Origin of the sequence: Microbispora sp. H10830 (assembly GCF_014161375.1) — a bacterium.
GTDB lineage: Bacteria > Actinomycetota > Actinomycetes > Streptosporangiales > Streptosporangiaceae > Microbispora > Microbispora catharanthi.
Genome location: NZ_JABBWX010000015.1, coordinates 135,865 through 157,760, shown reverse-complemented (window position 1 = coordinate 157,760; position 21,896 = coordinate 135,865). Strand labels below are relative to the sequence as shown.

General features: G+C 71.5%; 19 protein-coding genes. 6 read left to right on the top strand and 13 right to left on the bottom strand.

From position 1 onward, the window contains the following. Window positions 1-5 precede the first annotated feature (5 nt). From HHX35_RS32535 to HHX35_RS32505, 7 genes are all read right to left on the bottom strand, one after another. Window positions 6-836: a carbohydrate ABC transporter permease gene (locus tag HHX35_RS32535; RefSeq protein WP_310739461.1), complete on the bottom strand. Its 831-nt coding sequence runs from the start codon at window positions 834-836 to the stop codon at window positions 6-8. Next, a complete protein-coding gene (locus tag HHX35_RS32530; protein WP_285782065.1) occupies window positions 833-1,732 on the bottom strand; it encodes a carbohydrate ABC transporter permease in 900 nt (299 codons plus the stop codon). Before HHX35_RS32530 ends, HHX35_RS32535 begins: the two co-directional genes overlap by 4 nt. Window positions 1,733-1,827: 95 nt before the next feature. After that, on the bottom strand, window positions 1,828-3,135 hold the full coding sequence (locus tag HHX35_RS32525) for an extracellular solute-binding protein (RefSeq protein WP_182902483.1): 1,308 nt from the start codon (window positions 3,133-3,135) through the stop codon (window positions 1,828-1,830). A gap of 160 nt (window positions 3,136-3,295) precedes the next feature. Continuing rightward, window positions 3,296-5,050, bottom strand: coding sequence for a thiol reductant ABC exporter subunit CydC (gene cydC / locus HHX35_RS32520; protein ID WP_259405603.1), 1,755 nt, complete (start codon window positions 5,048-5,050; stop codon window positions 3,296-3,298). Further along, window positions 5,047-6,771: a thiol reductant ABC exporter subunit CydD gene (cydD, locus tag HHX35_RS32515; protein WP_182902482.1), complete on the bottom strand. Its 1,725-nt coding sequence runs from the start codon at window positions 6,769-6,771 to the stop codon at window positions 5,047-5,049. The genes cydC and cydD overlap by 4 nt, the downstream gene beginning before the upstream one ends. A 10-nt stretch (window positions 6,772-6,781) precedes the next feature. Further along, window positions 6,782-7,528 carry a cytochrome d ubiquinol oxidase subunit II gene (locus HHX35_RS32510; protein ID WP_182902481.1) on the bottom strand — a complete coding sequence of 249 codons (747 nt, stop codon included), beginning with the start codon at window positions 7,526-7,528 and terminating at the stop codon, window positions 6,782-6,784. A 14-nt stretch (window positions 7,529-7,542) separates the two neighbouring features. After that, window positions 7,543-8,730 (bottom strand): cytochrome ubiquinol oxidase subunit I, encoded by a 1,188-nt coding sequence (locus tag HHX35_RS32505; protein WP_182902480.1) that lies wholly within the window; start codon window positions 8,728-8,730, stop codon window positions 7,543-7,545. Between the two features lie 100 nt (window positions 8,731-8,830). Between HHX35_RS32505 and HHX35_RS32500 the strand changes: the two genes are divergently transcribed. Further along, on the top strand, window positions 8,831-9,154 hold the full coding sequence (locus tag HHX35_RS32500; RefSeq protein WP_182902479.1) for a helix-turn-helix transcriptional regulator: 324 nt from the start codon (window positions 8,831-8,833) through the stop codon (window positions 9,152-9,154). Here the strand turns inward: HHX35_RS32500 and HHX35_RS43985 are convergent. Next, window positions 9,114-9,830 (bottom strand): permease prefix domain 1-containing protein, encoded by a 717-nt coding sequence (locus HHX35_RS43985; protein WP_182902478.1) that lies wholly within the window; start codon window positions 9,828-9,830, stop codon window positions 9,114-9,116. The two genes, HHX35_RS32500 and HHX35_RS43985, sit on opposite strands and share 41 nt — an antisense overlap. Before the next feature lie 401 nt (window positions 9,831-10,231). Between HHX35_RS43985 and HHX35_RS32490 the strand changes: the two genes are divergently transcribed. The 3 genes from HHX35_RS32490 (at window position 10,232) to HHX35_RS32480 (ending at window position 14,288) form a co-directional block, all read left to right on the top strand. Beyond that, complete coding sequence (locus tag HHX35_RS32490; RefSeq protein WP_182902477.1) at window positions 10,232-10,702, top strand: universal stress protein; 471 nt, start codon at window positions 10,232-10,234, stop codon at window positions 10,700-10,702. A gap of 87 nt (window positions 10,703-10,789) precedes the next feature. Further along, a complete protein-coding gene (locus HHX35_RS32485; protein ID WP_182902476.1) occupies window positions 10,790-11,671 on the top strand; it encodes a universal stress protein in 882 nt (293 codons plus the stop codon). A 163-nt stretch (window positions 11,672-11,834) separates the two neighbouring features. Further along, a complete protein-coding gene (locus HHX35_RS32480) occupies window positions 11,835-14,288 on the top strand; it encodes an ExeM/NucH family extracellular endonuclease (protein WP_182902475.1) in 2,454 nt (817 codons plus the stop codon). A 54-nt stretch (window positions 14,289-14,342) separates the two neighbouring features. Here the strand turns inward: HHX35_RS32480 and ctaD are convergent, their stop codons facing one another. After that, window positions 14,343-16,031 carry a cytochrome c oxidase subunit I gene (gene ctaD / locus HHX35_RS32475; protein ID WP_182902474.1) on the bottom strand — a complete coding sequence of 563 codons (1,689 nt, stop codon included), beginning with the start codon at window positions 16,029-16,031 and terminating at the stop codon, window positions 14,343-14,345. 122 nt (window positions 16,032-16,153) lie between these two features. Between ctaD and HHX35_RS32470 the strand changes: the two genes are divergently transcribed. Beyond that, window positions 16,154-16,519, top strand: a complete 366-nt coding sequence (locus HHX35_RS32470) for a co-chaperone YbbN (RefSeq protein WP_182902473.1) — start codon at window positions 16,154-16,156, stop codon at window positions 16,517-16,519. 129 nt (window positions 16,520-16,648) lie between these two features. Here the strand turns inward: HHX35_RS32470 and HHX35_RS32465 are convergent, their stop codons facing one another. Together HHX35_RS32465 and HHX35_RS32460 are read right to left on the bottom strand one after the other, a co-directional pair. Next, window positions 16,649-18,019, bottom strand: coding sequence for a class II 3-deoxy-7-phosphoheptulonate synthase (locus tag HHX35_RS32465; RefSeq protein ID WP_352239967.1), 1,371 nt, complete (start codon window positions 18,017-18,019; stop codon window positions 16,649-16,651). An 11-nt stretch (window positions 18,020-18,030) separates the two neighbouring features. Beyond that, the gene (locus HHX35_RS32460; RefSeq protein ID WP_182902472.1) at window positions 18,031-19,278 is read right to left on the bottom strand and encodes an FAD-dependent oxidoreductase; all 1,248 of its coding nucleotides are present in this window, start codon (window positions 19,276-19,278) and stop codon (window positions 18,031-18,033) included. A gap of 119 nt (window positions 19,279-19,397) precedes the next feature. On the opposite strand from HHX35_RS32460, the gene HHX35_RS32455 reads away from it, so the two are divergent. Further along, the gene (locus tag HHX35_RS32455) at window positions 19,398-19,565 is read left to right on the top strand and encodes a hypothetical protein (RefSeq protein ID WP_161627906.1); all 168 of its coding nucleotides are present in this window, start codon (window positions 19,398-19,400) and stop codon (window positions 19,563-19,565) included. Between the two features lie 2 nt (window positions 19,566-19,567). Here HHX35_RS32455 and HHX35_RS32450 read toward each other — a convergent pair whose 3' ends face one another. Both HHX35_RS32450 and HHX35_RS32445 read right to left on the bottom strand, forming a co-directional pair. Further along, the gene (locus HHX35_RS32450) at window positions 19,568-20,572 is read right to left on the bottom strand and encodes a phosphotransferase family protein (RefSeq protein WP_182902471.1); all 1,005 of its coding nucleotides are present in this window, start codon (window positions 20,570-20,572) and stop codon (window positions 19,568-19,570) included. Beyond that, the gene (locus HHX35_RS32445) at window positions 20,573-21,469 is read right to left on the bottom strand and encodes an aldose 1-epimerase family protein (RefSeq protein WP_310739459.1); all 897 of its coding nucleotides are present in this window, start codon (window positions 21,467-21,469) and stop codon (window positions 20,573-20,575) included. Between the last annotated feature and the right edge of the window lie 427 nt (window positions 21,470-21,896).

Genomic DNA, 21,896 nt, shown 5'->3' with positions numbered 1-21,896 from the left:
TGCCTCTACTTGCTCATGCCGGCGGTCAGCCCGGCGATGATCTGCTTGGTCGCCAGGACGAACAGCACGAAGAGCGGTGCCGTGGCGAGGACCAGCCCGGCGAACAGCGCCGACCAGTCGGTCGTGTACTCGCCGAAGAACTGCGACAACCCGCGCGGGATCGTGAACTTCTCGTCGGAGCGCAGCAGCACCAGCGGGTAGAGGAACTCATGCCACAGCGGCACGAACTGGAACAGCATCACCGACGCCAGCGCGGGCCGCACCAGCGGCAGCATGATCTGGCCGAAGATCCGGAACTCGCCGGCCCCGTCGAGCCTGGCCGCCTCGTCCAGCTCGCCGGGCAGGGAACGGTAGAACGCCGACAGCACGAACATGCAGAACGGCACCCCGGACGCGGCGTACAGCAGCGTGAGCCCCAGCAGCGAGTCGATCAGGCCCATGGAGTCCATGAGGTAGAAGATCGGCACCAGGCCCAGGCGGATCGGCAGCATCAGCCCCGCCAGGAAGTACGCCCCGAGCACCCGGTTGCCGACGAAGTCGTAGCGGGCCAGCGGATAGGCGGCCAGCGCGGAGACCGCCGTGCCGAGCAGCACCGCGCCACAGGTGACGACCAGCGAGTTCAGCAGGTAGGTGCTGAACGACGCCTCCGTCCACACCCGGGCGTAACTGTGCAGCGTGGGGGACGCCGGCAGCCCCAGCGGCGTGGTGAAGATCTCGCTCGTGGGCCGCAGCGAGTTGAGCACCATGACGGCCAACGGCAGCAGCGCGACGACCGCGTACCCCCACAGCAGCAGGTGGACGGCGACGCGCCCGGGAGCCCGGTGCGGGGCCGTCACAGCAGTCTCCTCTCGCGGCGGCGGAAGTACGAGCTTGCCAGCAGCGACACCCCGAAGATGAACACGAACATCAGCACGGCGAGCGCCGACGACCGCCCGATGGCCTCCGTGCCGCCCTCCACGAACGCGACCCGGTAGAACAGCAGGCCGAGCACGTCGGTCGAGCCCGCCGGGGACCCGGTCGATCCGGCCATCGCGTAGACCAGCCCGAAGGCGTTGAAGTTGCCGATGAACGTCAGCACACTCACCACGCCGATCGCCGGGGTGAGCAGCGGCAGCGTCACCCGCCGGAACGCCTGCCAGGCCGAGGCGCCGTCGACCCGGGCCGCCTCGTGGTATTCGGCCGGGATTCCGGCGAGCGCGGCCGAGAACAGCAGCATGGGGAAGCCCACCCACTGCCACGCGTTGACCACGATGACGATCGGCAGCGCCGTACGCGTGTCGCCCAGCCAGGGCAACGCCCACGAGTCCAGCCCGGCCGCCTCGAGCAGGGAGTTGACCGGGCCGAACGTCGGGTTGAGCAGCAGGCTCCACAGGTAGCCGACGACCAGCGGGTCCACCAGGTAGGGCGTGGTGAACGCGGCCTGCAGGAACCGCTTGCCGCGGCCGTACCGGTACAGCAGCAGGGCGAACAGCAGCCCGACCGTGTTCTGGATCAGCATCGTCCCGGCGAAGAACAGCGCGTTGTGCCCGAACGCCCGCCACAGCTGCTGGTCGTAGGGGTAGACGCCGAACAGGTCGCGGTAGTTGCCGAGCCCGGCGAACCCTGTCTGCCGGATCCCGCGCCACTCGAAGAAGCTGTAGTCGAGCGCGGTGACCAGCGGATAGACGATGAACACCGAGTAGAGCAGGAGCGCGGGCAGCAGGAAGACGGCCAGCACCCGCCACCGCGGCACGTAGCGGCGACCGGCGCCGGTGCGTGCCGCGCGACCTCCGGGGGATCGCCCGGGAGAGCGGCGGGGAGAGCGGCCGGGAGAGCGTCGGCGCGCGCTCAGTTCCCCGGCTTGAACCACTGCTCGACGCCCTTCTGCACGCTCTCGGCGACCGCCTTGGGATCGGTCTGGCCGACCAGCATCTTCTGCACCTCGTCCCGGAAGACCGCGTCACCGTTCGGCTGGCCGTACCGGAAGTCGACGAGCAGCGTGTACGGCGCGCCGTTGGCGGCGTAGTTCTTCGCCATCTCCGCCAGCAGCGGATCCGACGGCGTGACCCCGGGAACCGCGGACAGCTGCTTGAGCTCGCTCGCGTAGAGCTGCCCGAACTCCGGCGTCGCCATCCACTTGACCAGTTCGAGCGCCTCGGCCTGGTGAGCCGACTTGGCGTTGACGCCGAACGAGCCGTCGGCCCAGCCCGGCGTGACGGGCGTGGTCACCGGGGAGCCGGGCGGCGGCGGCACCTGGAAGGCGCCGACCTCCAGGCTCGGGTTGGCCGCGAGCACGGGCGCCAGGTCGAAGCTGCCCGTGGGGTACATCGCGGCCTTCCCGGTGGCGAACAGCGCCTGGACGTCAGGGATCTTGACGGCCACCACGTCCTTGGGGAAGTACGGCTCCAGGTCCTTGAGCAGCTTGATCGAGGCCGTGAAGTCGGGGTCGGTGAACTTCTTCTCGCCGCTCAGCAGCGCGTCCCGGAACTTCGTGCTGCCGTAACGGGCGTTGCCGAAGATCTCGTGGACGATCGGCAGCGTCCAGGTCGCGTCTGGCCCTGCCGCGACGGCGAACGGCGTGATCCCGGCCGCCTTCAGCTTCCCGGCCGCCGCGATCATGTCGTCCCAGGTGGCGGGGGGCTGGATGCCGTTGTCGCCGAAGAGCTTCTTGTTGTAGAGCACCTGGAGCGTCTGGTAGGCGAACGGCACGCCGTAGATCTTGCCGTCCTTGTGGCCCTTGGCACCTTCCAGCAGCTTGGCGTCGAAGCCGGACAGCGCCTCGACCTTGCCGTCCAGCGGCACCAGCTGGCCCGCCTCGACCAGCGGCTGGAGCCCGCCGTACGCCCGCAGCTGGGCGACGTCGGGCCCGGCGGTGCCGGACAGGCCGGTGGCCAGGATGTTGTTGTACTCGGTGGCCTGGAACGGCTTGAACTCGACGTGGATCTTCGGGTGCGACTCCTCGAACTTGGCGAGGATCTTCTCGTACGCCTTGACGTCCTCCACCCGCCACGACCACAGGCTCAGCGTGACCTTGTCACCGCCCGCCTTGTCGCCCTGTGCCTCACCGCCCTGGCCGGATGCGCCGCCCCCGGGAGCGCACGCCGCCAGCGCCACCGCGAGCACGCCGATCGCTCCCGCGATCCACCTTCTCTTCATGAGACTCCCTTTCGGCTCGTAGCCAGTTCGGCGAGCGCCATGCGTGTAGGTAAATGCCATGCAAGGTCATCGCGTTGTCTGAAAATTACTTACATCTGACAAGATCCGCAATGCCTTCTTCACGGAAGGTTCACGCGAACAGGTGGCGGGGCGGGAGCGTTCAGCCGCGGTGGCGGGTGAGGGCCTCCGACTCCCACAGGTCGCGGTAGTAGCCCGGCACGGCGACGAGGTCGGCGTGCGTGCCGCGCTGGGTGACCCTGCCGCCCTCCAGCACGACGATCTCGTCGACCTGCTCCAGGCCGCGCAGCCGGTGGGTGACCAGCAGCGTGGTGCGGCCCCGGGTGGCGTCCAGCAGGTCGGCCATCAGCAGGTCGGCCGTCTCCTCGTCCAGGGCCTCGGCCGGCTCGTCCAGCAGCAGCACCGGCGGGTCGTACAGCAGGGCCCGGGCCAGCGCGAGCCGCTGGAGCTGGCCGCCGGAGACGGTGCGGCCGTCCTCGCCGAGCACCGCGTCCCAGCCGGTGCGCTCGGTCCAGGCGTCCAGGCGGGCCCGTCGCACGGCCGCCTCGATGTCCTCGGTGGACGCCCGCGGCCCGGCCAGGCGCAGGTTGTCCCTGACCGTGGCCTGGAAGACGTACGGGTCCTGGGTGAGACCCGTGACGAGCGCCCGCACGTCGTCGGAGGACAGGCGCCGCACGTCGATCCCGTCGAGCCGGATCGCGCCGGACTCGATCTCCACGGTCCGCATCAGCGCCGACAGCAGAGTGCTCTTGCCCGCGCCGCTCGGGCCGACCACCGCGACGCGGCGGCCCGGCGTCAGCGTCAGGCTCACGCCGTTCAGCGCGGGCTCGCGCCCGCCGTGGCGCACCACGAGGTCGTCGACCTCAACTATCAGCGGCGGCTCGGGCGCGGGCGCCGGGTCCGCGGGCTCGCGCACCGCAGGGGAAGTGGCGGCGATCTCCCTGAGCCTGCGCAGCGCCGCGACGACTCCCGCGAACCGCTCGCCCGCCGCCGCCAGCGGCAGCGCGGGCTCGAAGGCGACCAGCGAGGTCAGGGCGGCCACGGCGGTCGCGACCCGGTCGAGACCGGCGGCCTGGGCCGTCAGGACCACGGCGACGACGGTCAGCCCCTGGGTCAGCATGCCGACGCCGAGCGCGGCGGCGTTGATCCGGGCCTGCCCCCGCTCCAACCGGGACAGCCGCCCGTCGGCGTCCATCGCCGCCGACAGCGCCCGGTCACGCGCGCCGTAGGCCGCGAGGTCGGCCGCGCCGTGGACGAGGTCGGCCACCCGGGCGGCCAGGTCGGCGCGGGCCGGGGCGATCCGCGCCGACCAGCGCCGCGCGGCGGCGGCCGTGCCCGCGGGCAGCAGCACCCCGGCGACGAGCAGGCCGGCGGCGAGTACGAACGCGGCGGCGGGCAGCAGGAAGCCCGCGATGACGACGGCGGCGACGCCGGTGATCAGCGCGGCGGCGGCCGGCAGCAGGCAGCGGACGAGCAGGTCCTGCACGGCGTCGGTGTCGTCCACCATGCGGCTGAGCAGGTCGGCCCCGCGCTGCGGCAGCGGCCCGGCCGGGATCAGCGCCCGGTAGAGACGCTCGCGGGTGCCCGCCTGGGCCCGCAGCGCGACGTCGTGCCCGGCCAGGCGCTCGCCGTACCGGAACACGCCGCGGGTGGTCGCGAACGCCCGCACGGCCACGATCGCGACCGACAGCGCCGCCAGGGGCGGCTGCTCGGCGGCCCGTGTGATCAGCCAGGCGGCCGACGCGATGAGCGCGACCCCCGCGAGGTCGGCCGCCGCCCCGGCGAGCGCGGCGAGCACGAGCCGCCGGCCCATGCCGGTGCCGGTGACCACCGACAGCGGTGAGGCCGCTGCGGTCGTCTCCGTGGCTGTCTTCGTGGTTGTCCTCGCGCGGCTCATCGGGCCTCCCCGCCCTGCACCGGAACCGGCGGGACGAGGACGCCGCCGTCGAGGCGGACGACCCGGTCGGCCAGGTCGATCATCGCCGGGCGGTGCGCGACGATGATCGCCGTGCGGCCCTCGGCCAGCCTGCGCGTGGCCGCCACGATCGCCGCCTCGCTCCTGCCGTCGAGCCGCGCCGTGGGCTCGTCCAGCAGCAGCACCTGGGCGGCGGGGCGGCAGAAGGCCCTGGCCAGGGCGACCCGCTGACGCTGGCCCGCCGACAGGTTCGCGCCGCGCTCGCCGAGCGGGGTGTCGTACCCCTGCGGCAGGGCGCCGGCGAACTCGGCCACCCGCGCCGCCTCGGCGGCGGCCCTGATCTCGTCGGGTCCGGCGGCAGAGCCGAGCGCGATGTTGTCGGCCACCGACGTCGCGAACAGGTGCGGGCGTTGCGGCACGAAGGCGAGCCGCCGCCGCCACGCGTCGAGGTCGAGGCCGGCCAGATCCGTCCCGTCCGCCAGCACCCGCCCCTCGGACGGGGTCACGAACCCGAGCAGCAGGTGCAGCAGCGTGCTCTTGCCCGCGCCGCTCGGGCCGACGATCGCCACCCGCTCACCCGGCCGGATGACCAGCGAGACGCCGTCGAGCGCGGTCTCCTCGCGGCCCGGGTAGCGCACGGTGACGTCCTCCAGCCGGATCTCCGGCGGCCCGCCGGCCGGCGCGGCACGCCCCGCGGCCCCTGCCTTCTCCGCGCTCCTCGCGCTTGGCGCCTTCCCCGTGCCCGTCGCGGCTCCGGCCGACGGGGTCTCCTGCCCTGCCTCCTGCGGCGGGTTGATCACCGCGAACGCCTCGTCGGCGGCGGCGACGCCCTCCATGGCGGCGTGGAAGCGGGTGCCCATAGCGCGCAGCGGCAGGTACGCCTCCGGGGCCAGCAGCAGCACGAGCAGCGCCGTGCGCAGGTCGAGCGAGCCAGACAGCAGCCGCAGCCCCACGGGAACCGCGACCAGCGCCAGCGACAGCGACGCCACGAGTTCGAGCACCAGCGACGACAGGAACGCCACCCGCAGCGTGCGCATGGTCGCGGCGCGGTGGGCCTCGGCCACCTCGCGGATCACCGACGCCTGGTAGCGGGCCCGGCCGAAGGCCCGCAGCGTGGGCAGGCCGCGCACGACGTCGAGGAAGTGGCCGCCGAGGCGGGCCAGCGCGCGCCACTGCCGTTCCGTCACGGTCTTGGTGGTCCACCCGACCAGCGCCCCGAAGATCGGGATCAGCGGCAGCGTGAGCACCACGATCACGGCGGTGGCCAGGTCGGCCACGAAGAGCCGGACCACGACCGCGAGCGGCACGACCCCGGCCACGGCGACCGACGGCAGGTAACCCGTCAGGTAGGGGTCGAGCGCGTCGAGTCCCCGGCCCGCGAGCGTCACCAGCTCACCCGACCGGTACGCCGGCCCGAGCCCCTCCACCCGGCCGAGGAGCAGCCGCCGCAGGGCCGACTTCAGCGCGGTGGCCGCGCGGCCCGCGAGCACTCCCTGCGCCCATCCGAGCAGCCCGCGGCAGGCGACGACGAGCGCCAGCGGGAGCAGCACGACGACCGCGAACCGGCCGGACAGCACCCCGGCCAGCAACTCCGCCTGCACGAGCACGAGCAGCCCGGCCACCACCGCCGCCGCCAGGCAGCAGGCGAGATGGATGCGGACGCTCCGCTCCGCGCGGGCCAGCCGGAGGAGATCCTTGTGCAACGGTCCCCAATCAGAAGAACGTCGGCAGCGCGCCCCTGGAGAAGGTGCGCCACACCCATACTTGCGCGCCCGCGAGGATCGGGGCGACCGGGACCACCATGACACTGAGCACAGTCAGTGTCTGATCCGGGGCGGCGTTGCCGAGCATGCGGGCGGCCGCGGCCGCCATGACCAGGACCGCGGGCGCGGCGGCGGCGCAGGCCGACAGCAGCAGCGCCCGCCCGCTCCCGCGCGGGCCGTTCCGCAGGCGCCAGGCCGCGAAGGTGCGGCCGTGCCAGGCGAGCAGCGCGAGCAGCGCCACACCTCCCGCCACGGCCGGGACGTCGAGGGGCGAGGCGGGCAGGCCGCGCGCGACGGCCACCAGGATCGCGCCCCACGCGAGCGCCAGCCCCGCCGAGCCCGCCCACAGCGCGCCGTCCCACGCCAGCCGCCAGGCGGCGCCGTCGGCCCTGCGGCGGAACCACAGCCCCGCGTCGCGCACGATCCAGGCCAGCAGCAGGGCGACGACGAGGGGATACAGGCGGCTCAGCGCCTGGCCCTCCAGCACCGGGAACGCGCCGAACAGCACACCGGCGAGCGCGACCAGCCACACCTCGTTGGCGAGCACGAACGGCGCCATCGCGCCGACGAGGCGGTCGCGGTCGGCGGGGGAGCGGCCCAGCACGGGCAGCAGTACGCCGAGCCCGATGTCGAAGCCCTCCAGGGCGAAGTAGCCGGCCAGCAGGACGGCGAACGTCAGGAACCAGAAGATGTCCATGGGGAGCGTGTCCTCTACAGCGAGTGGGCGGGGACGGGCTCGGCGGTGACGGGAAGGTCCGCGGCGCCGAGCGCGACCCGTCCCGGGCCGCGCCGTACGGCACGGGCGATGAGGACGTAGTCGACGAGGGCGAGCAGCCCGAGGACGCCCGCGAACCCCGCGAAGGAGGCGGTGATGTCCGCCCGGGTCAGTCCGGGGGTGAGGGCGTCGGCCACGGAGAGCTTGCCGTACACCAGCCAGGGCTGGCGGCCGACCTCACGGACGATCCAACCGGCGATCGCCGCGACGAACGGCAGCGGGGTCATGATCATGAGGAGCGGGTGCAGCCAGCGCCAGCGGGCCAGCAGGTCGCGGATGAGCAGCGGCGCCAGCACGAACATCACGCCGAACTGGACGAACTGCCCGATCATGATCATCAGTCCGAGTGCGACGCCGGGGGCCGCCCCGTGGAACTTGTCCGGCTGCACGTCGCTGACCGGCCCGAACTGGGCGTAGCCGAACCCCACCGTGAACAGCGACCCGACGAAGGCGGCCAGCACGCCGATGCGCAGGGAGCGGGTGAAGAACTCCCGGTCGGTGGTGCGCCGGTACAGGTGGTAGGCGCTGGCGCCCATCACGACGAACCCGCCGGCCCACAGACCGGCGCTCAGCACGTGGGGGAGCGCGAAGACGAGGGTCGGGTTGGTGAACAGGGCGCCGAAGTCGCGCAGCACGAGCCGTCCGCCCTCCTCGGCCGAGCCCGCCGGGTTCTGCAGGAAGGAGTTGGCGACCATGATGAACAGCGCCGAGGCGTACGCCGTCAGCGTCACCAGCCAGATGCAGGCCACGTGGAGGCCGCGCGGCAGCCGGTGCCAGCCGAAGATCCACAGGCCCAGGAACGTGGACTCCAGGAAGAAGGCCAGCAGCGTCTCCATGGCCAGCGGCGCGCCGAACACGTCGCCCGCGTAGTGCGAAAGCCCGCTCCAGCTCAGCCCGAACTGGAACTCCATCACGAGCCCGGTGACGACGCCGAGCGCATAGTTGATCACGTAGATCTGCCCCCAGAAGCGGGTCATCCGCTCGTGCAGGGGGTTCCCGCCGATGGCGTACCGCGTGTGCATGATCGCCACCAGTGGGGCCAGCCCGAGCGTGAGCACGACGAACAGGAAGTGGAGGCTTCCGGTCACGGCGAACTGCATCCGGGCGAGGCCGACGACGTCCATTGGTCTCTCCTTGGCGTCTTGAAGCCTATACGTAGACTGCCTACATATAGACAGCCTACATATAGACTGGACGCGTGAAGAACCGGGATAGGCTGCGGGCGTGAACGCCGATGCGCTCCGGGGCCATATGGACGCCCTGCTGCTCTCCGTGCTGGAGCGCGAGCCGCTGCACGGCTACGCGATCATCGAGGCGCTGCGCGAGCGCAGCGGCGGCGCACTCGACGTGCCGACGGGCACGGTCTACCCCGCGCTGCGCAGGCTGGAGCGGGCCGGGCTGCTCGCCGGCGAGTGGGCCTCCGACGGGGGGCGCAAACGGCGGACCTACCGCCTCACCGACGCCGGGCGCAAGTCGCTGGCGGGGGAGCGGTCGGCCTGGCGGTCGTTCACGACCGCGATAGGGAGCGTTCTCGATCCGCTGCGCTGAGCGCGGCGACGGCCCTGGTGCAGCGCAGGCAGTGCGCCGCGCTGTACAGCTGCCAGGCGGAGAGCAGGTCGCTGACCAGGGCCACGGCCAGTCCGGGGGCGTAGCCGGAGAACCCCACAGGGCCGTGGGCGGCCGCCGCCAGCGCCAGGCCCGACACCCCGATCAGCGGCGTCTCGATCCAGACGAACAACCCCAGCCACCGGGTGAGCCGCGCGGGACGGCGGACGCGCCGCGCCCCGCGGCCGAACGCGAGCAGCGCGACGCCGCCTAGCACGCCCACGCTGAGCTGGAGCAGGTCCACCGTCCTGGCCAGCAGCCCGAACCACGCCGGTTTGATTTCGTCGACATGCGGGCTCTCGGGGAAGATCCGCCAGATCACCGCCCACATGAACGCGATGAGCGGCACGCTGAGGAACAGCAGCGTGGCCGTGCGGCGGCCCTGGCTCACCGTCAGCTCCCCCTGGAAGCCCGGCGCGACCTCGGGCACGGTCCCGAAGTCGGCGACCGCCAGCCGTTCGGCCTCGGCCCGGGGGAGACCCTCGCCCTCGTACGCCTCGGCCGCGTCGAGCAGGCTGTCGCGCGCCTCGGTCAGCAGGTCGCGCTTGGCGCCGCCCGGGCCCCGCAGCGCATGACGCATCGACGCGACGTACTCGTCGATCGGACCCGCGTTCCCCATCGTCCCTCCCCGGTCTGCGGCAAGCGTACGGCCGGGAGCCCTGGGGCGCATCAGGGTGATCCCTGACCTGGGCCCAAGGTCCCGTGCGACCCGAGCCGTACGGCACTGCCGCCGCGGGCCGCCGTGCGGTGTCCTTGAGGATGTGGAGCGGGCAACGAGACGGTCAGCGGGCGTCTCCGGATCGGTAAAGGGGGGGAGCGGCACCGCTCCGGTTCGCAGATACCCTGTCCTCAGGTGAGCCCGGCCCCCCAAAACATGGCCCTGTCCCTTCTGAGGTGGGAGGGACAGGCGGTCTTTGTGGGTACAGGGATGCTCGTGGGCGGTGTCTTCTGACCGTTTCGCCGCGGCAACACCCTGTTAACCCTGGTCGGCGAGACTGAGAGCGGAGAGCGAGGCGGAACGTGAACCAGCCGAAGATCGTGGTGGGCATCAACGGGTCGATGGCGTCGCAGGCCGCACTGCGGTGGGCCGCCGCCGAGGGTTCGCTGCGCGGCGCGCGGGTCGAGGCGGTGTACGCCTGGGAGTGGACGGGCGGGCTGCACGCCCACTACGCGCCGATCGCGAGCCGCACCTCACGGGAGGACGAGCGCAGGACCGCCCTGGACGTCGCCGGTCAGGCCGTCGCCGAACTCGGTGAGCGCCATGTCGAGCCGGTCGTCGTCGAGGGTCCGCCGGCGCAGGTCCTGCTGCGCGCGACAGAGGGCGCCGACCTGCTGGTGCTGGGCGCGCACGAGGCCGAGTCCGAGCCCTACCCCGTGCTCAACCCGGTCGTCTCCGCCTGCCTGCTGCGGGCCAGGTGCCCGGTCGTCGTCGTGCTGCCCGGCATGGAGCACGACCGCCGTCCCGGAGTGCTCGCCGGCAGCCGGTCCTGACCTGACCTCCGCCGGGGGCCGGATGTCCTCCCGGTCTCGGGACTTTCCGCCCTGCCGGACCGCACGGCCCGGGCGGAGCATGAGGGCATGGACCCCAACAGCCCAGCCGGCGGCCCAGCCACCAACCAGGGCATCGTCGTCGGGTACGACGGCTCCGACTTCGCCATGCAGGCGCTCGACTGGGCGATGGACGAGGCCGAGTTCAGGGACACGCCCATCACCGTCTGCCACGCCTGGCAGTCGCCGTACGGCGCGGGCGACGAGGAGGCGCGCAAGTCGCTGCACCAGGCGGCCGAGCACGTGCTGTGGCACGGCGCGGAATGCGCCCGGCAGTGCACGAGCGGCGTCCGCGTGCGGGAGGACCTGTTCGAGGGGCCGGCCTCCGACCGGCTCGTCGCGCTGTCGGAGACGGCCGACCTCGTCGTCGTGGGGTCGCGCGGCCTGAGCGGCGCGGCCCGCCGGATGATGGGGTCGGTCGCGGGGCACGTCGCGACGCACGCCCTCTGCCCGGTGATCGTGGTCCGCGGCACGGGGTCGCTGCCGCATCGCAGGCACCCCGGCCCCATCGTCGCCGGCGTCGGCGGCGGCGACGACCACGTCCTCGCCTTCGCGTTCCGCGAGGCCGCCCTGCGCGGGCTGTCGCTGATCGCGGTGCACGCCTGGCGCTACCCGGCCGCCGCCTGGAGTGCGGGCATGGCGCCCATGGTGATGTCCGACGTCCCCGGCAGGGAGGCCGTCGAGGCCCTGGAGCGCACCCTGGAGCCCTGGCGGGCGCGGTATCCGGACGTGCACATCGTGCTCCAGCCCGTCGAGGGGCCCGTGCTCGACGTGCTGGCCGACACCGCACCCGGTGCGACCATGCTGGTCGTCGGCGCGACCCGCGCCCGAGGGGTGCTCGGCAGGCTCGGATCGGTCACCCGGCCGCTGATCGACGCGGTCACCTGTCCGGTGGCCGTCGTCCACTGCTGACCGGGGGACCCGTCCGGATAGGACCGATCCATCCCGAACCGCGCCGCGCAAGGGCAGCACGCCTACGTTTGCGCCGTCAGGCAATCGGCAAATTCATACAAGTTTGTGTTAAAGACACTTATTGGTCCTGGTGTCGCGGTGGTCTACCCCTAAAGTCCGGGGCATGCGTGCTCTCTCCCGGGCCTTTCCCGATGACCACCCCGGTGGCCGCGACCTGAGACGTGGCGCGAGACGCGGCGCCCGCGCGGTCGCCGCGCTCGCGGCCGCCGGTCTCCTGACCGCCGGCGTCACGGTCGCGTCGCCGGCGCCCGCCTCGGCCGAGCCGGGCGCCGTGGTGATCAGCCAGGTGTACGGAGGCGGCGGCAACTCCGGCGCCCCCTACACCAACGACTACGTCGAACTGTTCAACCGCGGCACCGCCACGATCTCGCTGGACGGCTGGTCCCTCCAGTACACGAGTGCCACCGGGACCGGCCAGTTCGGCTCCCAGAAGCAGGACCTGTCGGGCTCGCTCGCCCCCGGTCGATATCACCTGGTTCAGCTTTCCGCCGGATCGACGCCGAGCGGTACGCTGCCGTCCGCCGACACCGTCGGCGCTCTCAGCCTGAGCGCCACGGCCGGCAAGGTCGCCCTGGTCCGCTCGGCCACCGGTCTCGCCTGCAACGGCGGCTCCTCGCCCTGCACACCCGAGCAGACCGCGCAGATCGCCGACCTCGTCGGATACGGCACGGCCAACTACTTCGAGGGCACGGCGGCGGCCCCGGGCCTGAGCAACTCCACCGCCGCGGTGCGCGCCGGCGGCGGCTGCGCGGACACCGACGACAACGCCGCGGACTTCGCCGCGGGCACGCCAGCGCCGCGCAACACCGCGACGCCCCCGGCGCCCTGTGGCGCCGCCTCCCCGTCGCCGTCCGCCTCGCCCTCGCCCTCGGTCTCGGTCTCGCCGTCGGCGTCGCCCTCCGCCTCGCCGACGCCCAGCACGGACCCGTGCGACGTGCCGGTGAACCGGCAGATCGCCGAGGTCCAGGGCAGCGGCGCCGCCTCCCCGCTCGCAGGGCAGACCGTCCGGGTCGAGGGCGTGGTGACCGGCGACTTCCAGGCCACGAACCAGCTCAGCGGGTTCTACTTCCAGGACCCCACGCCCGACGCCGACCCGGCCACCTCCGACGGCCTGTTCGCGTTCGCCCGGGCGTCGTTCAAGGACGTCAAGGCCGGTGACCGCGTGCTCGTCACCGGCCGGGTCACCGAGTTCAACGGGCTCACCGAGCTGTCCCCGGTCACGGCGGTGGACGTGTGCGGCACCGGGGCGATCACGCCGAAGGCCTACGACCTGCCGCGGGCCGACGGCGCCACCTTCGAGCCGTACGAGAACATGCTCGTGACCTTCCCCGAGCCGCTGACCGTGACCGACCACTACAACCTCGGCCGGTACGGCGAGGTGACGGTCTCCGCCGGCGGCAGGCTCTTCCAGCCGACCGACCGGCCCGGCGTGAACCCCGCACTCGACGCCCGCAGGTCGCTGCTGGTCGACGACGGCTCCAGCACCGAGAACCCCGCCACCATCCCGTACACCACGCCGCAGGTCGTCCGGCTCGGCGACACCGCCGTGGGCATGACCGGCGTGCTGACCTACGGCTTCGGGCAGTACCTGCTGGAGCCCACGAAGCAGGTCACCTTCCTGCGCACCAACCCGCGGCTGCCCGCGCCCCTTCCCGTGGGCGGCAACGTCCGCGTGGCCAGTCTCAACACGCTCAACTGGTTCACGACGCTCGGCTCGCGCGGCGCGGGCACCGCCGAGGAGCAGCAGCGGCAGCTCAAGAAGACCGTCGCGACGCTCAAGGGCCTGAACGCCGACGTGGTCGGGCTCATGGAGGTCGAGAACAACGGTCAGACGGCCGTCGACGCGCTGGTCGACGCCCTGAACGCCGAGGTGGGCGCGGGCACGTACGCCGCCCTGACCCACCCCTACCCGGGCACCGACGCCATCCACGTCGCCGCGATCTACAAGCCGGCGAAGCTGACCCCCGTCGGACAGACGCGGTCCTCGACCGATCCCGTCTTCCGGCGGCCGCCGCTGATCCAGACCTTCCGCCGGGTGGGCGGCGGCCAGCCGTTCACGCTGCTCGTCAACCACTTCAAGTCCAAGGGCTGTGACGAGGAGGCCACCGGCGGCGACACCGACCAGGGCGACGGGCAGAGCTGCTACAACGCCGAGCGCGTACGGCAGGCCAAGGCCGTGCTCGGTCTCATCGACTCGATGGACCTGCCGAACCCGCTCGTGATCGGCGACCTCAACGCGTACGGCGAGGAGGACCCGATCCACACCCTGGAGACGGGCGGCCTGACCAGCCTGTCCAAGCGGTTCGTCCCCGCGGCCCAGCGCTACAGCTACCTGTTCGACGGGCTGTCGGGCGAGCTGGACCACGCGATGGCCGGCAAGCAGCTGGTCAAGCGGGTGACCGGGGCGACCATCTGGCACGTCAACGCCGACGAGCCGCGCATCCTCGACTACAACCTGGAGTACAACCCGCCGAGCCTCTACCGGCCCGACGCGTTCCGCTCCTCCGACCACGACCCGCTGCTGATCGGGCTGAACCTGCCCGGCGGCAAGAGCTGACGATTCGCACGCGAAGGGGCCCCCGGCGACGGGGCCCCTTTCTGTTCCGCGCTCCTATTTCGCGTCGGGATCGACGAAGTCCCGCTTGGTCTCCGGCGGCTCGCCCGGCTTGCCGCCGATCCGCGGATAGCGCAGGTCGAAGGCGGGCCGCTCGGAGCGGATCGGCGGGATCGACACGAAGTTGTGGCGCGGCGGCGGGCAGGACGTCGTCCACTCCAGCGCGTTGGCGTGCCCCCACGGATCGTCGACCGTCACCTTCTCCCCGTGCCGTACGATCCACCAGATGTTGTAGAGGAACGGCAGGGTGGACAGCCCGAGCAGGAACGCCCCCACGCTCGACACCTGGTGCATCCACGTGAAGCCGTCGCCGGCCGCGTAGTCGCCGTACCGCCGCGGCATGCCCTGCGCGCCGAGCCAGTGCTGGATGAGGAACGTCATGTGGAAGCCGATGAACAGCATCCAGAAGTGGATCTTCCCGAGCGGCTCGTTCAGCATCCGGCCGGTCAGCTTCGGCCACCAGAAGTAGAAGCCGGAGAACATCGCGAAGACCACCGTGCCGAACACCACGTAGTGGAAGTGGGCGACCACGAAGTAGGTGTCGGTCACGTGGAAGTCCAGCGGGGGCGACGCCAGGATCACCCCGGTGAGCCCGCCGAGCAGGAACGTCACGAGGAAGCCCACGGCCCACAGCATCGGCGTCTCGAAGGTGAGATGGCCCCGCCACATCGTGCCGGTCCAGTTGAAGAACTTCACCCCCGTGGGCACGGCGATCAGGAACGTCATCAGGGAGAAGAACGGCAGCAGCACGTTCCCGGTGGCGAACATGTGGTGCGCCCACACGGTGACCGACAGCGCGGTGATCGCGATCGTCGCGCCGACCATCCCGACGTACCCGAACAGCGGCTTGCGGCTGAAGACCGGGATCACCTCGGTGACGATGCCGAAGAACGGCAGCGCGATGATGTAGACCTCCGGATGGCCGAAGAACCAGAACAGGTGCTGCCACAGGAGCGGACCGCCGGTCTGCGGGTCGTAGATGTGGGCGCCCAGCTTGCGGTCGATCTCCAGTGCCAGCAGCGCGGCGGCGAGCACCGGGAAGGCGATCAGCACGAGGATCGAGGTGAAGAACACGTTCCACGTGAAGATCGGCATCCGGAACATCGTCATGCCCGGGGCGCGCATGCACATGATCGTCGTGATGAAGTTGACCGAGCCGAGGATCGTCCCGAGGCCGGACAGGGCCAGGCCCATCACCCACAGGTCCCCGCCGAGCTGCGGGGTGAACGGCGCGGTCGACAGCGGCGTGTAAGCCGTCCAGCCGAACGTCGGCGCCCCACCGGTCAGCATCGATCCGAGCACCATCAGGCCGCCGAAGAGGAACAGCCAGTAGCTCGCCATGTTCAGCCTCGGGAACGCCACGTCCGGAGCGCCGATCTGCAGCGGCATGATCGCGTTGGCGAATCCGGCGAACAACGGCGTCGCGAAGAACAGCAGCATGATGGTGCCGTGCAGCGTGAACAGCTGGTTGTACTGCTGCAACGTGACGAACTGCATGCCGGGCTCGAGGAGCTCCGCCCGGATGACCATCGCCTGCAGGCCGCCGACCAGGAAGAAGAAGAACGTGGTGATCAGATAGAGGTTTCCGATCACCTTGTGGTCCGTGCTCGATAACCATGAGGCGATCCGGGCGCCTGTGCCCTTCTGGGCCGTCAAGTCGGTCGGCCGTACGGCATGAGTCGTCATCCGGGTGCTCCTTCTAGGTCAAGGAGGTCTCCTGCCCAATCACACGAGGCTCATCGCGAAATGGAATGCTGGGATTGTCCGGCTGGTTATGCCCGCTGAAGACCGAGCGAAAGGAGTCGCCCATGGCGACCATCGAGGTAACCGAGAAGAACTTCAACGACATCGCCGACAACGGCATCGTACTGCTCGATTTCTGGGCATCCTGGTGCGGCCCCTGCCGGTCCTTCGCGCCGATCTTCGAAAAGGCGTCCGAGGAGCACGGGGACATCACCTTCGGCAAGATCGACACCGAGGCGCAGCCGGCCCTGTCGGAGGGCTTCGAGATCACCGCGATTCCGACTATCATGGCGATCCGCGACGGCATCGTGGTGTTCGCCCAGCCGGGCGCCCTTCCCGCGCCGGCGCTCGAGGATTTGATCCGGCAGCTGCGCGCGCTCGACATGGACGCCATCCGCGCTCAGATCGAGGCGGAGGCCAAGAACTCCTGAGGCCCCCGGGCCGCGCCCCGGAAACGGAAACCGCCGTCACCCCGTCCGAGTGATCGGAGGGCGACGGCGGATTCAGACGGCCGGACCGGGCGGCACAGTACCGGGCGGCACAGTAAGGCCCGGTGCGGGTCAGCTCGACCGGTACAGCTCCGCGACGCGGAAGGCGAGATCGAGCGACTGACCGCGGTTGAGGCGGGGGTCGCACGCGGTCTCGTACCGCAGCGCCAGGTCCTCCTCCACGATCGCGTGCCCGCCGCCCACGCACTCGGTCACGTCGTCGCCGGTGAACTCGATGTGGATGCCGCCGGGGTGGGTGCCGAGCGCGTGGTGCACCTCGAAGAAGCCCGCGACCTCGTCGAGCACGTCGTCGAGGCGGCGGGTCTTGTGGCCGCTCGGCGCCTCGAAGGTGTTGCCGTGCATCGGGTCGCACACCCAGGCCACGGTGGCGCCGCTCGCGTTGACCTTCTCCACCAGTGTCGGCAGGGCGTCGCGGACCTTGCCCGCGCCCATGCGGGCGATGAAGGTGAGCCGTCCGGGCTCGTTGTCCGGGTTGAGCTTGTCGATCAGCGCGATGGCCTCTTCGGGCGTGGTGGTCGGGCCGAGCTTCACGCCGATCGGGTTGCGGATGCGGCTGAAGAACTCGACGTGCGCCCCGTCGAGCTGCCGGGTGCGCTCGCCGATCCACACCATGTGCGCCGACACGTCGTAGGGCAGGCCCGTACGCGAGTCGATCCGGGTCAGCGCCCGGTCGTAGTCGAGGATCAGGGCCTCGTGGGAGGAGTAGAACTCGACGGTGTGGAACTCCTCGGGGTCGGCCCCGCAGGCCCGCATGAACGAGAGCGCCTGGTCGATCTCCCGCGCGAGCTGCTCGTAGCGCCGCCCCGCCGGGGACTCCGCGACGAAGTCCTGGTTCCACGCGTGGACCTGGCGCAGGTCGGCGTAGCCGCCCTTGGTGAAGGCCCGCGCGAGGTTCAGCGTGACGGCGGAGGAGTGGTAGGCGCGCAGCAGCCGGTTCGGGTCGGGACGGCGGGCCTCGGCGGTGAAGTCGAAGCCGTTGACCATGTCGCCCCGGTAGGCCGGGAGCTCGACGCCGTCGCGGGTCTCCATGGGCTTGGACCGCGGCTTGGCGAACTGCCCGGCGAGCCTGCCGATCTTCACGACCGGCACGCGGCCGGCGTAGGTCAGCACGATCGCCATCTGCAGCAGCGTCTTGAGCTTGTTGCGCACGTTCTCGGCCGTCGCGCCCGCGAAGGTCTCGGCGCAGTCGCCGCCCTGCAGGACGAACGCCTCCCCGCGCGCCACGGCGGCCATGCTGTCCTTGAGCTGGTCGCACTCGCCGGCGAACACCAGCGGGGGCAGGGACGCCAGCTCCGCGACGACCTTGTCCAGCTCGCCGCGGTCGGGCCAGTCCGGCTGCTGGGCCGCGGGCAGGTCGCGCCAGGTGTCCAGGGCACGCCGGGTGTCCGGGCCGCTCACGGGGTCGAGGTTCGTTGCGCTCACGGGTACCAAGGTTATTGCACCCTGTCCCGTGTGGACCCCTTCCTGTCCATTTGCTGAGATCTTTTTTCTCGCAGCGGAAGACGTACGTGCTCGGGCAGCACGCCGAGCCCGATGAGCCGGGGCACCAGCGAGCGCACCACCGGCACGCGGGTGAGGTCGGGGACCGACGCAACGGGACCGGCGAGCGCCGGCCGGATGAGGCGTTCCTGCACCACCCGCTGCGCGGTCTGCACGACGGCCGTGGGGATCTTCCTGCGGCGCTCCACTCTGGCGAGCACCGCGGCGGGGGCCGTGCCGCGCAGCAGCGCCGGCCCGACGATGTTGGCGGCCGCGACCGCGTCCTGCACCGCGAGGTTGATCCCGACGCCGAAGACCGGCGACATGGCGTGGGCCGCGTCGCCGATCAGCAGCAGCCCGGGCAGGTGCCAGCGCGTGAGCCGGTTCACTTCGACGCTGAGCACGCCGGTCTCGTCGAAGCCGCGCAGCTCGGAGGTCCTGCCGCCGAGGTAGGGCAGCAGCCGTTCCACGTCGCGGCGCAGCGCGTCGACGCCCTTCGCCTCGAGCGCGGCGAAGCCGCCCTTCGGGATGAGATAGGCGAGCTGCCAGTACGTCTCCCTGTTGATGGCGACCATGAGCCGTCCGGCCGACGCCCGCAGGAACGGCTGCTCGGGATCGCCCTCCTCCCGCGTCAGCCGGAACCAGACGACGTCCATCGGCGCGCCGAACCGTCTCGGCGACAGCCCGGCCGCCCGCCGCACGTCGGAGTGCCGGCCGTCGGCGGCGACCGTGAGCACGGCCCGTATCTCGTGCTCCTCACCTCGCTCGTCGCGGTAGCGCACCCCGCGGACCGCGCCGTCGTGCCGTACGAGATCGACGACCTTGGCGTTCATCAGGAGGTGGAAGTTGGGATACGCGGCCGCCTCGCGGGTGAGGAGGTCGAGGAAGTCCCACTGCGGAACGAAGGCGATGTACCGGTACTTCCCCGGCAGTCGCCGCAGGTCGGCGATGGGCACCTGGCCGTCGTCGGTCCGTATGGACATCGAGTACGCCTTGCGGTGCGGCAGCCGGTGGAACGCCTCGGCCAGGCCGATCTCGTCCAGGACCTGGAGGGTCGAGGGATGGATGGTGTCACCGCGGAAGTCGCGCAGGAAGTCCCCGTGCTTCTCCAGCAGAGTGACGTCGACGCCCGCGCGGGCCAGAAGCAGCGCGAGCATGGCCCCCGCGGGCCCGCCGCCCGCGATCACACATGTCGTCTCCATAATTCATCACCCGCTGAAATCATCTCACGCGGGAGCCCGGGCCGCCAGATGTGGGCCTACCGGAGCGCGCGCGGGACCGCTATTTTGTGATCAATGGAGTCGGCCTTCTGGAGTCCGCTGTGAGTGCTCGTGTCAGTCACCTGCCCCGTGTCGCGGCCGGGGCGATGGTCCTGTCCCTTGTGGCGTCGCTGACCGTCGGAGCGCCCGCGGCCCTCGCCGCGACCGGCGACTCCGAGCCGCACACCGGCAACGGGTGCGGCTCGCAGTCCCTCACGCTGGAGGCGTGACCTCAGACGTGCGCGTGGTTTCGGGACCCCGCGCGCAGCAGGTCCAGGCAGGCGACCAGTGACCGCGTGGTGATGTCCCTGGTGGGGGCGTAGGCCTCCTCCGGATACTGCCGCGGGCCGTCCTCCACCAGCATGATCAGGTAGAGGTAGACCCGGTAGAGGGCGATTCGGACGCGGGCGGCGTGGTCCAGCGTCAGCGGGCCGGCCTCCTGCCGGTAGCCCGCGAGCATCGGATCGTCCTCGCGCAGCTCATCGAAGATGGTGGGGGTGACGAAGTCGGCGAGCGGGTCGCCCCAGAACGCCCTCTCGTGGTCGATGAGCGCCTGGACGCGCTTGTCGCCGTTCAGGAACACGTTGCCCGGCCACATGTCGAAGTGCACCAGCGACGGGGCGGTGACCTGGTCGAGGACGTGCGCGTTCATGTGGACGAGCCCGACGATCTCCACGATCGTCGCGGGAAGCGGGGTGTTGTAGTAGACCGCGTCGTCCAGCAGGGCGCCGACCATGACGAGGAACGCCTCCCGCCAGGTCCTGCCGGTCAGCCCGGCGTACGGGTAGCCGAAGACACCCGTGCCCGGGATGGCGTGCAGGCGGGCGAGGTGGCGGCCCAGTTCGAACCGCAGCGCGCTCTCCTCCGCGGGGCTGAGCGACGTCCGGTTCCACGGCATCCCGTCGAGGGCGGACAGGATGAGGTAGTCGCCGCCCAGCAGCGGGTCGTCGAACGACGCCTTGAGCAGGGCGGGCATCGGCAGCCCCACGGGCTGGGCGAGGTGGTAGACCATCGCCTCGGTGCGCAGCAGGTGGCGCTCGTAGGTCAGCAGCCGCAGATCGGGCGGCGGCCCGAGCTTGAGCACCACCTGACGTCCGTCGTCGAGGCCGAGCCGCCAGACGGCGTTCGCGAAGCCGTCGGCGAGCTCCTCCGACGAGGTCACCCCGCAGCCCAGCGCGTCGCGGGTGACCTCGTCGAGCTGGGCGGGGGACAACCGCCTCTTCGTCTTGCTGTCCATTCACCCTTCCAATGACGCAGTGGTGACCGCGATGGTCCACGTGGCCTCGTGCTTGTCCCCCGGCTGCAGAACGATCAGATCAGTGCCCGAGTTGAACGCGTCGGGCGGGCAGGTCATCGGCTCCACGGCCAGCCCCCGGTGGCCGAGCCCCGTGCCGGTGCAGACCTGGACCCACGGCATCACCGCCGGGTCCCAGGTGAGCTCCACCCCGCCCTCGGGCCCGAGCACGCGCACGCGCCCCTCCGTCACGCCCGTGAAGGCGTGGTCGACGGCGGTGTCCCCGATCACGCGCGGCGTCCTGAAGTCGTACGGCGTCTCCGCGACCTCCACCAGGTCGGTGGGGGCGAGCAGGTCGTCGGTGAGCAGCACCCGCCCGGCCGGCAGGCCGAGCTCGTAGGCGGTGACGTCGGGCCCGGCAAGCAGCCACGGGTGCGGCCCGCAGCCGTACGGCGCCGCCGTCTCGCCCACGTTCTGCGCCGTCAGCGTGGTCGACAGGCCCTCCTCGGACACCGAGTGCCGCACCTCCAGGGCGATCCTGTGCGGGTAGCCCTCGGTGGGCTCCACGACGTGCGTCAGCCGTACGTGGCCGTGGTGGTCCTCGACCGACAGCAGCTCCGCGCACTTCCAGTCGAGCTCGGCGACCAGGCCGTGCAGGGCGTGGCCGCGGTCGGGCTCGTTCACCGGCAGGTGGCGGCGCCGCCCTTCGAAGACGTACGTGCCGCCGACCACCCGGTTCGGCCACGGGGCCAGGATGGTGCCGCTGTAGTAGGGGACCGGCCCGCCTTCCGGCCAGCTCGTCACCAGATCGCGGCCCTCGTGGGACAGCGCCCGGAGCGCGCCGCCCCGCTCGCTGATCGTGGCCTGGTATCCGCCGCCGGCAATCGTGTAATCGGGCACGGGGGAGTCCTCTCGCTGACGCGACGTCAAGAAGCGGGTCATCTGACGGTATGCAGGGACTTTATCCCAGCTCATCGCCCTTGATCCAAGCGGGGTGGGAGGATAGTGGGAGCGCTCCCACTTCGGGTAAAGCTAAGTCTTTTCGGCGGACGCGTCAACTTATTCGCGGGATTATCGCGTAGATCGGTATAACGGCATCAATTTGCCGCAGAGCGGTCCTCGCATGCACGTGCATGGGCGACCGCCCACCATTCCGTGCTGAAAGTTTCAGCAGCTCCGGGCAGCCGTCATCGTGCCGTCGCGCACCATGGTTCCGGGCACGCGAAAAGGCGCGGCCGGGTGCGCACCGTGCCGCGGAATCGCCGGTGGAAAAGGCGCGGGGAGAAGCCCGGGCCGTCGGCGGAAAGCCGCCAGCCCGGTGCGCGGC